Annotated in this window: 7 protein-coding genes and 1 pseudogene; 7 read left to right on the plus strand and 1 reads right to left on the minus strand. The window is 41.4% G+C overall.

Annotated elements, in window-relative coordinates; all coding sequences use genetic code 11:
- Positions 1-94: 94 nt before the first annotated feature.
- The 4 genes and pseudogenes from Q0791_RS00725 to Q0791_RS00740 all read left to right on the plus strand — a co-directional run bounded on the left by Q0791_RS00725 (position 95) and on the right by Q0791_RS00740 (position 4,893).
- Positions 95-3,070 carry a hypothetical protein gene (locus tag Q0791_RS00725; RefSeq protein ID WP_299001840.1) on the plus strand — a complete coding sequence of 992 codons (2,976 nt, stop codon included), beginning with the start codon at positions 95-97 and terminating at the stop codon, positions 3,068-3,070.
- A 246-nt stretch (positions 3,071-3,316) separates the two neighbouring features.
- Positions 3,317-3,553 (plus strand): annotated as a pseudogene (locus Q0791_RS00730) (succinate--CoA ligase subunit alpha); the annotation flags it as partial.
- A 213-nt stretch (positions 3,554-3,766) separates the two neighbouring features.
- A complete protein-coding gene (locus tag Q0791_RS00735; RefSeq protein WP_299001842.1) occupies positions 3,767-4,114 on the plus strand; it encodes a cupin domain-containing protein in 348 nt (115 codons plus the stop codon).
- A gap of 83 nt (positions 4,115-4,197) precedes the next feature.
- Positions 4,198-4,893 carry an SDR family oxidoreductase gene (locus Q0791_RS00740; RefSeq protein ID WP_299001844.1) on the plus strand — a complete coding sequence of 232 codons (696 nt, stop codon included), beginning with the start codon at positions 4,198-4,200 and terminating at the stop codon, positions 4,891-4,893.
- A 157-nt stretch (positions 4,894-5,050) separates the two neighbouring features.
- On the opposite strand, the gene Q0791_RS00745 is transcribed toward Q0791_RS00740, so the two are convergent.
- On the minus strand, positions 5,051-10,798 hold the full coding sequence (locus Q0791_RS00745) for a hypothetical protein (RefSeq protein WP_299001846.1): 5,748 nt from the start codon (positions 10,796-10,798) through the stop codon (positions 5,051-5,053).
- A 212-nt stretch (positions 10,799-11,010) separates the two neighbouring features.
- On the opposite strand from Q0791_RS00745, the gene Q0791_RS00750 reads away from it, so the two are divergent.
- From Q0791_RS00750 to Q0791_RS00760, 3 genes are all read left to right on the plus strand, one after another.
- Positions 11,011-11,937, plus strand: coding sequence for an alpha/beta hydrolase (locus Q0791_RS00750; protein WP_299001848.1), 927 nt, complete (start codon positions 11,011-11,013; stop codon positions 11,935-11,937).
- 119 nt (positions 11,938-12,056) lie between these two features.
- Positions 12,057-12,617: a hypothetical protein gene (locus Q0791_RS00755; protein ID WP_299001850.1), complete on the plus strand. Its 561-nt coding sequence runs from the start codon at positions 12,057-12,059 to the stop codon at positions 12,615-12,617.
- 30 nt (positions 12,618-12,647) lie between these two features.
- Positions 12,648-13,271 (plus strand): M15 family metallopeptidase, encoded by a 624-nt coding sequence (locus Q0791_RS00760; protein ID WP_299001851.1) that lies wholly within the window; start codon positions 12,648-12,650, stop codon positions 13,269-13,271.
- The last annotated feature ends 30 nt before the right edge of the window (positions 13,272-13,301 follow it).

The raw sequence follows: 13,301 nt of genomic DNA on the forward strand, positions 1-13,301 counted from the left end.
TTTATAATGAGTAGCTTGGTTTTGTTAGGTGACAGTGCCAATTAACTTACCCCCCCCGGATAGGTGGGGATTGATAACTAGACAGGGAAGATAAATGAAAAAACTGATTTTTGTACTTTTGAGTACATTCGCTTTTGTGGGTTGTGGTGGTTCTGGTTCTTCTGGTTCTTCTGATACTAATTTAGAAAAAACCATTCAAGATTCGCCTCTTACACTCTCAACCATCTCTGGCAGTACAAATATTCAGCCGAATCAAAAAGTGGAATACGGTATTACTATTACTGATCCAGATGGGATCAATAATATAGAAGTCAAACTAAAGGATCAGGCGGAAGATATTGTAAAAACAATATCATATACAGTCACTGATAACCTATATACATTTACAATTGATACTCAAAATTTAGCTGTTGGCAGTTACACTATTGAAGTAACAGCTTCAGGTATTGATGGCGGTGAAGGTGAGCAAAGCGGCCCACTTACGCAAACGTTAACTATTAATATATTAAATGTAGCTCCTAGCTTTACTTCTTCATTATCAGTGAGTGTTGATGAAAATCATGCCTCTTCATTGTTATTTTTGACAGCTACCGATGGTAACAATGATGATCTTGTGTTCTCAATTAGTGGAGGTAATGATGCCAACGCATTTAATCTATATTCAAATGAATTGTCTTTCCAATCACCTCCTAACTTTGAGGAACCAACGGACACCGACCTTAATAATGAATACGAGGTGATTATCAGTGCCAGTGATGGTACAAATACTATTGAGCAAAGGCATACTATTAGTGTTAATGATGTCAATGATGCGCCGTATTTCACTTCATCGGCAAACATCAACTTCATTGAAAATAGTGAATTTGCTGCAGCTTCGATAACAGCACATGATGATGAAGGTGATACTGTCATTTTTTCTATTACTGGTGGAAGTGACGCAAACTTATTTTTTTTGGACAATGAAAGTCTATTTTTTTTAACACCACCAGATTTTGAGGCGCCTGCTGATAAGAATAGCGATAATAGTTATGCATTAACCATTACCGCGAGTGATGGCGTAGAAAATACTGAGCAACATCTCACAATAACAGTCACGGATCAATCGAGTCCGCAATTAACGATTAGTTATCCGACGCCGAATGCGAATTTAGGTGGAAGAGCGTTAAGTACAATCGTGACAGGCAATATATCGGATGATGAGGATGGCAATATATCCGCTAGTGACATTGAAGGGATAACAGTAAATGGTATACAAATTCAATTAGATGACAGTACCCCTGGACGGTGGTCAACGAGAGTGCCCGTTGAAAGTGGAGCGAATACACTAACAGTTAGTTCAAATAATGAAAACCTGCTTGATGTCGCCTCTCAACATTTATTTAATAAGGTGACTTTGGAACATCCTAGAGATATAGCCATGGATAGCCAAAATAATCGTGCTTATATTATTGGCTCACACCCAGATGCACTTATTTCGGTCGATTTATCTACCGGTCAAATGACCTCCATTTCAGATGACCATACTGGCAGCGGCGTTTCTCTAACATACCTGACGAATGTTATCCTAGATATACCTAACAATAGGGCTTTTGTTTCAGGATATGGTTTGATTCTCGAAATCGACCTAACAACAGGCAATCGTTCATTTATAGCCGATAGTAGTTGGGGGGAAGGAGAAGCGCTTAATTATATTACTGATATGTTTTTTGATGGCGATAACAATCGACTCATTGTGTCCAACCAATCTTCCGACAAGGGGTACTCAATTTTGGCGGTGGATGTAACGAACGGTAACCGCAGCGTTATTTCCAATAGTGTTACTGGCACAGGAGATATGTTTGTATCCCCCACTGAAATGCTGCTTGATAAACCTAATAACCGAGTTTTATTATTTGATAATACATCGCATTTACGTTATTCACTGATCTCAGTCAATCTAGCCACTGGCAACCGAGAAACCTTATTTTCTTTTGCAGGATATAATATGAATGATGCAATTTTAGATAACGTGAACAACCGTCTTTTATTTGGATCTTACAACTACATTTCTTCATTAGATTTATCGACTGGCGCTATAGGTGTGATTGCAGATAACAGTGCAGAAAGATTTCTCTCTTTTCATAAGTTATCTTTTGATTTAACTAATAACAGGGCTTTGGTATTAGATGATACAGTAGATGCCATTGTATCTGTTGATTTAACCACAGGTCAACGGGAGGTCATTGCTAACAGTAATGTTGGCAGTGGAATAGGCTTTGAATCAATCCGTGACATTGAATTAGATGCGACCAATAGCCAATTTCTCGTTGTAGATGATCGTGCCAATAAAGTGGTGTTGGTGGATAGAGCCAATGCTGAGCGAACGTTTTCTGTGGACTTTTATGGCTATATCTCCAATGTGGCTTGGGATAGAACCAATAATCGCTTGTTAGTCGCTGCACCACATTCTGTGTTTGAGGTAAGTTTAATCACAGGCACAAGGTACGAGCTTGCAAGTTTTTCTGATCTGTTTTCTTTTTCTAGTATAGTGTTAGACAGTTCAAACAATCGAGCGTTACTGACTACAAGTGTTTTTAGTGAAATCCAAGGTGTGGTGGCCATAGATTTAGACACGGGTGCTAGCGAGTTTCTGTCGTACCCAGAGTTAGATATTGGTACTGGACCGAATTTTGAAGGCCTTAAAGGCTTAGCCATTGATGAAAAAAATAACCAACTTTTTGTAGCAGACACATACGCATCTAGTATTTTTACTGTTGATTTATCCACAGGAAACCGGGCGATTGTTTCAAATAATGATATAGGCACAGGGAGTATGCTTATATTTCCTGAGAGTTTGGCATTAGACAGCGCAAACAATCGCCTTTTAGTTGCAGATCAGTCTGATCATCGACTTTTATCAATTGACCTGTCTACGGGAGATCGCAGTACTATTAATTGGTTCGACTCGCAAGTTGAGCGTGTGGTGTTAGATGCCGAGAATAACATCGCTTTCATGACCTCAAATTCCTCTCTTCACAAGATTATAGTGGTCGATTTATCAAGTGGTGAACATGCGACCTTTTCAAGATAACACTAGCTCCTGAAAAGTGGGAAAACGATTGCTCGTTTCGAAGTATGCCGATAATCGTTGCGATTGAATTAGCAAAAGGAGATAACTGACTCCTCGCTATCGAGAAGCACTTATGCTCGGCTTTTGTTAATTTTTTTAAATTTAATTGGTTGGTGGTGTTCGTCATAGTTGTAGCCGTATCGTTCGGTGGCGACACAATGATAACACCCTTACCTTGGAGAATGAGGCTACTTGGCAAGTCGAGTAGGCACAGCTGAAGAGGCGGCTGAATACATCAAAGCTAACGTGACTAAGCCTGTTGTGTCTTACATTGCGGGTGTGACTGCACCTGAAGGTAAGCGTATGGGTCATGCTGGTGCTATTATTGCTGGCGGTAAAGGAACAGCGGAAGATAAGTTCGCAGCCCTTGAAGCAGCAGGCGTGACGACTGTTCGTTCACTGGCTGATATCGGCAGTGCCCTGCGCACTAAAACAGGTTGGTAATATTTGATTGATGGTTAACCATCAATTAATAAGTTATTCCAAGACATAAAAAGCGCCTTTTGGCGCTTTTTATGTCTTGTATTGTGATCTATTAGTCTGCGATTGTTTTTAGTTTTTATCTTACAACAATAATAAAGTCAAAATAATAAAAAACTGATATCGATAATGTTATTTTGCTATGTTAAGGATAAGTCAATCAAGATTGAGGTTGAAATGAAAGGGATAGCAATATTGGCGCCATTGATTTTTTGTTCTTTTTATGTCCAATCAGAGGCTCGATTGGGTTCTCGTGAAGTGTTATTGGATAATGATACAGTACAGATCATCAGACTGACGTACCCGCCAGGTGCTGAGTCGGGTATGCACACTCATGCGTTTTCACATCGCGCTGTTTATTTTGTGAAAGGAGGAAAATTACAATTAGTGTCCGATAATAAGGAAAGCTCGCGACATGTGGTGAATATTCCAGATGGAAAAACCTATTTTATGCCTAAGGTGACCCATAATGTGATTAATATTGGTAATACAGAAGTGGTGATTATTGAAACTGAAATAAAATAATACATTCACTGTTTTCAATACAGTTTGCTTATGTTCTTGTTATTATATTGACAATCTACCTATCCAATATTTGAGAGTATCTTATGGAAAAAACGACGAATAGTGTGTCTAAAACAGTGGTGATTACTGGTGCCAACAGAGGGATCGGCTTGGCCATGGTGGCGATTTATGCGCTTCGAGGTGATCACGTTATAGCATTATGTCGACAGTCATCGCCAAAACTCGCGGCATTAGCACATCACAATGTCGATATTGTAGAAGGTGTTGATGTGGCCACTGAGGCGGGAATAGAGACTATGTTATCGGCAATTAACGGCCGAACTGTCGATATTTTAATTAACAATGCCGGTATTTTACGGGATGAAAACCTTCATAATCTCAATTTACAGACCATAGAAGCACAGTTTCAAGTGAATGCGGTGGCGCCACTGCGTGTGTGTCATGCCTTGTTGAGTCACCTAACATCGGGGAGCAAAATCGCGTTGATCACATCCCGAATGGGCTCTATTGCCGATAATGGCTCAGGTGGTCGGTATGGATACCGCATGTCAAAGGCGGCATTGAATGCGGCGGGTGTTTCTTTGGCAAAAGATTTAACGGCGGATAACATTGCGGTGGGAATTTATCATCCTGGGTATGTGCAAACGGATATGGTGAATTTTAATGGCGATATCACTAGCGACGTTGCCGCGTCTAGGATTGTTAATTTAATTGATGAGCTGACCTTAGAAGAGTCGGGTGTTTTTAAACATTCTAACGGCCAAGTATTGCCTTGGTAAACCAATATAGGCGGCCAATTTGAGTGACTTTTATTGCTATGATAAATCATTTTTAGTCAAAGTCACAAAGCAGTATTCACCACAATGTCATTACCAACACAAGATGAATGCCGTTTGCATTCATCTTGTGTTTTTAGCACGCTGTTATTGTCTGTGCTTAATCGGCTGAGTCATTTGATGATAAGGTTTCAGGATTAGCAAAGTAAGATCGAATACGTGTGGCTAACCAGCCACTGTCATTATCCTGATTGTCTTGTGGTGAAACAGGCTTTAGTGAAGACCAATTATACAATGGAGCGACGTTTGTCGTTGCCCCTGTGGTTCCCCCTCCGCCGCCCCAAAGTATGGCCATGATATTTTTCTCCGCCACAGTACTTAAATAGCCCTCATGCCATAAGTATGTGGTGCCAGTGGTGCCGTCGGGTTGGGTTTTTAAATATTCAGACGCCTCTGTATTGCTTGAAAGGTTGTAAGTTGAACTGTCAAGTGAAGTTTCCCCTAGATAAGCGATGAGGTTATCAAAATTTATGGCCAGTGTTCCACCTTGGCTTTCAGAAAATAAGAAGTTAGGCGCAGAGCCGCCATGACCTACATTCGTTTCACCATCACTTCCTCGTGTATCGATATCATTTGTGCTTTGTATGTGTGCTCCTGGAATTTGCCAAATTACTGCGGGTACGCCTAGATTTTCTGCTATGTCTCCTACGTACTCAATATAGTTATACCAGTCTCTGGCATTATAAGCCCAACCAGCGTTATAAACATCATTGACATAATCATCGGATTCATAGCGGTCAAACACAATAAAGTCAGGAATATAAGTTCCATTGTACGCGCCGATATCATCGCCGTTTATAAACTCATAGACTTGCTCGGCGTAGTCACTGACGTTAGCAGAGTCGGTATGTATCACTGTATTGGCATTGCCAGTGGCCCAGAGGTTTTCCATCCAGCCGTAAGAGACATTGGGGGCGAAGGTTTCAATAATCCAATGTGTTGCCTGGATCCAATCACTTAAGGTATTGTCAAAGCTCACACCATCAGTATTGTCATCAGTTTTTAAATTATAGTTTAGGGCGCCACTGTTATCTTCTACATCAGGTGGGTTGTTTTGCGCAGCTAAATTCCAACCTTCATAGAATTGTGAATCGTTCCCATTAGGGCCAAAAACCGTATTATATACACCGTAGTGTTCTTGATCACTGAGGAGGCAAGTTGTGGGGTTATCCAGTAACGCAGTGAAATATTGATAACCAGTAAAGGTTGTATCTGTATAGCAATATTCAAATGTATGGTAAGAAATGGCATAGGTGACTGCGCCAATGAGGGCTTGTTGTACCGTGTAGGTATTATTATTGAGTTGATCTGTCAAGTCAGTCACGTTGTCAGAGCTTTGTTGTAACCAGCCCATTAAATCGGGATTGAGGATTAGGCTACCCCCGCCACTGCGTTCCAGCATTTGAGCAACCATGATCAGTTTAGTAAAATAGTTCATCATAATGAAACTGGAATTTGTCATTTGCAAGTCAGTTTTTGGATCATAATTATTGGTATAACTGGCATTGACGGTATAAGCCACCATAGTCGGTAGCACATTGGGACTGTTATTGGGCAGACTGATATTATCGCTGTAGCTGGTATTAAGTTGAAAAGTTTGTTCTATAGTTTCATAGGTATATATAGGGAAAGTTACTGAGTAGGTTTCATCTGTTTGACCATTATCGTCAACTTTACCTGTTCCTACATATTTGTAAATAGTGTTAACTGGGCTATCGACAAGATTTGGTAAGGTGATTGTATCATCTAAATCAGTAATAGCGCCCATGGCAAGGTATTTTGGCCAGCCGCGCACCAGCCCTGAATAGGTATCGGTTGCAACTTCATAATCAATGGAGTCGATAGTGTAGTCAGTAACCGAAAAAGAGAGCTCACCTGTACCTGTGGTTGATTGAGCCGAGATAGGTATGCCGCAGCTTTGTGTCTTTTCTGTGATGGTGCAAATGCAGCTTTGAGCACTATTGGATTGCTCTGTGCAAGCCACTGCACCACTACTACGTTCACTACCAAAAAGAATATAATTTCCTTCACCTGAATCAGTGATAGTAATGTTAACTGTATCACCAATATCGAGATTATTTTTAACAAATAACATGCCTTTTTCACCACTTTCTAATGGATTAGGCGTTATCCAAGCATTGAATATCGTATTATCTGTGTAGGCGACGTTATAAGTTTTCTCATAAACAACACTCTTATCGCTGTAACTAGCGAATGGGTTGTTAATTGATAAAGAGAGTGTTGGAAGTTGAATGCTATCGTAGTGATTTACACTATAAACATAGTTGATGAGGGCTTCTATAGAACAGCTTGTTTCACCAATTGGTATGCTGCATTGGTTAGAATGTAGAAAATTGAAGTAGCCATTGGTTTGACGATCAGAATTATAATCAGAAGCAACGATCGTAGTCTCACTGCTTACCGCACTGTCGGCACTTATTGTAATTTCAACACTATCACCAGTTATAAAGCTATAGTCTTCGGTTGCTTCACCATTAACTGTGATGCTGGGCGTGAGGCTGACCGAATAACTCTCAGGGAAGATACTGTAGTCGATGAGCTGTGGTGAATAAGTGGCATCGAGCGTGCCTGAGACAGTAAAACTTAAGCTACCTGTTTGACTGCTTGATCCAGTGTTGGAGCTTGTGGGGCTTGCAGTAATAGAGCAACTCCTGTCGCCGGCAGAAATGGTACAAGGTGATGTTTGGAGAGTGAGTAGCCCTGAGTTATCTGTGACTGTGGTCGATACATCTTCAGTGAGTATGGTATTGGCAAACAGAGTAATGGTGGCTGTGCCGTCACTGGCCATATTGGCGGGTGTAATGGTTGGCGTGAGGTTAAACGCACTTTGTGAGGCAATGGTGTAATTGAGGCTTGAGCGGGTTAAATAGTTATCGGTATCGACAATACTATCGGTATCAGTGATTGTAAAACTCAGACTACTGTTTATCGATGTATTAGGGCTTGTTCCTGTGGCAGTGGCTGTGATGCTTGCATTGCAGGTATTAGCATTCTGCTCTATGGTGCAGGTATCGCTGGATAAGGTTAATGCGTCAGCATCATTATTGCTAATTTCGATAATCGTTTGTGCGGTAAGATTACTGTCAGCAGTGACATTGACCGTCACAATTTCACTGGCAATTAAGGTCATGGCAGACATGCTAGGCGTGATAGCAATGCCAGTTTGTGAGGAAATAGACAAGCTGACATCATCAATGTTTACTGGGTAAATGGATGGCTCAGAGGGCGTTAATGAAATGGTGACATCATTATAATTTTGAGTGATGTCATCGTTGACTTTGACAGATACTGTGCATGTGCTTTGACTGGTGGTAATGCCACAATCAGCTTGTGTGTCATATTCTGTACTGCCATTTTGTGCAAAGGTCAGTAGACTATTACCGTCACTTTCTTCTACCTCTATGGTCACATTTTGGCTTGGCAGAGAGGTTGCCGTTAAGGTTAAGTTTGTTGTGTCACCTGGGCTTAGCGCATCACTGGCCAGTTGACCGCTAATAGTGTAAATGGTCAATGATATGTCATCTAAGGTATAGCTGCTGTCATCAACAATAAAACTGATGCTGCCGGTTTGCGCTGTGGTATCCTTGGCTTTAACAAAAATGGTGTCCCCGCAGCTTGTATCTCCTGCTGAAATAGTGCAGGTGGCTGTGTCAGAATCTGCACTGCCGCTGCTGATCCCAAAGGTAAATGCTGCATTTTGTTCTGTGGTAACTTTTATATCACTTGAGGAGGTTACTGGCGTTGATACTGTGAGGGAAGTGACGTAGTCGGGGGCGATGCTAGTGTCTGTAAGACTGGCGGATAGTGTAATGTTAAGCCTGTTTAGAATGCTTATTTCAAATGAGGGCAAGCTGGTTTTGTCACTGGCCGATAATGAAATTGTCGTGGTGCTAGTGTCAGATAAGCTGTCAGGGGCCGTGGCAGTGATGGTGCAACTCATGTTGCTCGATGCTAATGTGCAATTAGTGTCAGAGGAGGAATCGGCATTGGTATAGGTATAAGTGAATACCTTATTGCTATCGGTTGGCGTGATGATTATCGCGTTGGTGAGGGTGCCCGATGCCGTAACAGTGATCGCAGTACTGCCTCCTAGCGTGACGATTTGCTCCGTGATGTCTGCGGTTAATGTGTAGCTGCTGTTCGCAACTTTTAATGTCAATGGATCCAATGTGGAGCCATCACTGGATGTTAAATCGATTGTCACATCTTCAGAGGTATTGATAGTACTGCCGCTGGATACAGTAATCACACAATCGGTTGTATAGGCTTTAATTGTACAGCCAGTCGTATCGTAGTCACCACTGAAGGTTAAAATCTCTTGAGTATCACCAGAAGCTGAGAGGGTAATATTAATGTCCTCACTGACGGCACTGCTTGCTGTAATGGTGATTTCGACCTGACTATCGGCGCCGATTTCATTGGCATTAATGTCGTCAGTTAAGATATATACTATGAGTGTAAGATCATCTATGGTTTGGCCATCGCTGGTTTGAAAGCTGATCTCGCCTGAGCTGCCTGTTGTGATTGTGCTTTTTGCTTGCACGTAGACACTGCAACTGTTGCTATCCGCGTCAATGCTACAAGAGATACTGGACTCATCGGTGTTAGTGTTACTCGCGCCGAAATTAAACAGTTTAGTCGCATCATTGTTAGATTCAAATGCGGTTATGGTCACCGCATCAGTGAGCACCCCGGCAGTTGAAAAGGTTAACTCTGTGACTCCTTTAGGATTAATACTGCTTTGTGCGAGCGTTGCATTAATAATATAGTCGAGGGCGATTAATACAGTGACATCAAGATCAGGTAAGGTACTTTCATCACTCGGCGTGAGGATAATGGTACCCGTCTCAGTATCGGTAATGTCATCTATTGCGGTGACGGTAATCGTGCAGCTCATGTTATTTGAGCTTAAGCTACAGGCGGAGTTGTCGTCGGGATAGCTAAAGGTAAATAAGGCTTCGCTATCACTTGCGCTTTCACTGGGGGCGATAGTAATGCTGCTTGTAAGTGTACCTGTTGCGGTGACGGTAATATTGGTGCTGTCCCCTGCGCTAATGAGGTTACTGTCAATGGCTGCGGTTAAGCTATAAGTATTGGTTGTTATTGTTAAAGGCAGATCATCAAGACTGCTTCCATCACTACTTGTTAGGCTAATTGTGACACTTTGAGTGCTGCTGATAGTATCGGCAGCTGTGGCATCAATGGTGCAACTTGTTTGACTGGTACCAATAGTACAGCTGGTCTCGCCTGTATCACCGCTAAAGGTTAATAGATTTGACGCACTGGCACTGGGAGTGATAGTTACTGCTGTACTGGGCTTATTGGATGCTGTGATAGTAATAGTGGCTGTGCCGCCAGCGCTGATCTCCGTGGCATTGATTGAGTCGGATAAGGTATAGCTAGTAATATCAACAGTAATGGTTTGATCGGGTAAACTTGAGCCATCATCGGGTGTTAAACTGATGCTGCCTTCAGTGGTTGTCGTTACTGCGCTTGAGGCGGTAACAGTAATAACACATTCAGTTTCTGTGGCTGCAATGGTGCAGCCAGTATCATCGCTTGCATTTCCGCTAAAGCTAAATAAGTCATCGCTGTCGGTTTCTGCCGGTGTGATTGTGACGGTTTTTCCTGGGGCAGTCGAAGCTGTAATGGTGATCTTGGTTGAGTCACCGGGGGCAATATCATTATCCGCAAGCGTCGCCGATAAACTATAACTTGAACCTGAAGACCCCCCACTGCCGCCACCGCCACCACAAGCTGTGAGCAAGATAGCAAGCATAAAATAGAAAATCAGATGAATATGTTGGCACGAAATAGACCTTAGCATCAGAGATTGTTCCTTGTGTTTCATACACAGCTTTTTATTGGTTATGGAAAGAAGCGCTTATGTTCAAGTGTAGTAAAAAATCATTGAGTGATAGGGAAATAATTTGACCATTTATTTGTTTAATGAAAACTGTGAGCTGTGTAGATATACAGTGACTTAATATGTTGTTATTCTTTTGAAAGATAATAATTAATGGATAAAAATAATAGGGCATGGAAAGTGTTTTTGAATTAGGCATAGATGAGTTAGTAAGCTCTGCTAGACGAGAAACAAGTGAATCTAGTGTGTTGCCTAGCATCAGTCTTCGTCGTCAAGGGTACATTAACAGTACTGGGTTAGCCGGTGTTTTTCGGTTGATCCCTTATGTGTTTGAAACCCAGTGCAATGGTATTCCCGTAAAAGTTTTCAAGCCTTCTAATGGTGAAAATTTGCCTATTATGATTTATTTTCATGGAGGTTGTTTTGTCAGTGGTGGTTTTGAGACCCATGAACAGCAGCTAAGGCAAATTGCGTATTTATCGGGGGCAATGGTTATCGCGGTTAAGTATCGGTTAGCGCCTGAATACACCTATCCGTGTGCTCATGATGATGCGTTTGATGCTTGTGAAGGTATATATCAGGGTTGTTATCAATGGGGCGGCAATAAAGAAGCTATTACATTAGCCGGCGACAGCGCGGGGGGACACATAGCTTTAATCACTAGCCTAAGGTTGCGGGATCAGGGAGTTTGGCGACCGAAAAAACAAATACTCATCTATCCCATGTTGGATGCATCGGCCTCTTGTGAAAGTATGACACGATACGCTGAGGGCTATGTGATCACTAAAGCCATGTTGATGTCAGGCTTTGACTATTATAGGGGGGATAACAATATTGATCTTAATCATTTAGAGATCAGCCCATTATTTCGAACAGATTGGAAAGGCTTACCTGAAACACATATTTTAACAGCAGAGTTCGATCCCCTTGTTGATGAGGGAGAAATGCTATATCGATACTTATGCTCAGCTGGAGTCGCTGCTTATTGCCGTCGTTATTTTGGTGTTATTCATGGCTTTATTCAATTATCAGGTATCAGTCAATCAGCTCAAGAGGCGCTAATACATGTGGCGAGTCTTGTTAAAGAGGGGGCAAGTTGATACAGAAATATAAATTGCGAGCTATTATTAATGAAAAGAAGTGCTAATTTAGCAATGTTAATTGATCAGTGAAATGCTTGTGTTTTATACCATTAGGCATGGAGATATGAGGGAATGTTATGTGGTTGTTAGAGCATGTTTGGTGGATAGTTGCGTTATGTGTTATCGGTTTTTTTGCGTTTGTGAGTCTTCGTTATCGTATTCCTCTTGCTCAGTTAGTGTTACAAGAAAATGAATTACAAGTCAAAGCCATGTCTGAAATCACTGAATTGGGTTTATCGGCGTTAACTGATAGGCCGTTTTTAGAAAATAAATTTCCTTATCGAATTGGATTCTGTGCTTATAAACTCAATTTGGGGGAGATTATTCTTGAATCCAGCTGTAAAGGGAGATTAAAGCTGTGGTTAATTGATGAATTTGATCAATCCGCCAAAGGTTCAGTTAAAGCGGGTAAACGCTACTGGGTTGATGGCTTTAAAATTGCGGAAACGACTTGGAAAGTGGATGGTAGCACCAAAGTGATATTATCTATTGATAACACGCTTTTATTTGCCGAAACCAATGTCAATATATTGGCTTTTTTGTTAGGCAAAAGGGCGCCATCAGTCGTGATAAAAGGGATATTTGGTGGCCCGCCAAAGGAGCCTGAAGAAAAACATGTTGCTAATCCAGTGGTTTAACTTTATGACGTTTGAATACGCGTAGCGAATATGGATAAACGCCCAGAAACAATTATTGATATTCAGTCGATGCTTCCATCGATTGTTTTAGATGTACGTTACTATTCAAATGATAATTTTATGGGTAGGCCTATTGATGGATATTTGGCACCTAAAGCTTTTTTATCCATATCGGCATGTCGCGCGTTAGAAAAAGCGCAAAATATGCTGGCATCTTTTGATTTAGGCTTAAAAGTGTATGATGCTTATCGCCCTCAAATGAGCGTGGATCATTTTATTCGCTGGTCCCAAGATGAGCATGATACTCAAATGAAATCCATTTATTACCCTGATCTTGATAAAAGTGCGCTTTTTAATAAGGGGTTTATTGCCAGTAAATCGTCTCACACCAGAGCGAGCACAGTCGATGTGACCTTGGTTTCTTTGTCATCTCCCTCCTTTCAAGTGTTAGATATGGGGACTATTTGGGACTACTTTCATCCGTCTTCTTGGACACACTATAATAAGATCACGCATGAACAACGGGCAAATCGAATGTTGTTACAACAGGTGATGAGTGATGTTGGCTTCATGGGGTTGGCACAAGAATGGTGGCATTTCACGTTAAAGGAAGAGCCTTTTCCAAAGACGTATTTTAATTTTCCTATTGAATAGCCCCTAATGGTTTTCGTGTTAACCGATGAT

The organism is uncultured Shewanella sp., assembly GCF_947495455.1.
Lineage (GTDB): Bacteria > Pseudomonadota > Gammaproteobacteria > Enterobacterales > Shewanellaceae > Shewanella.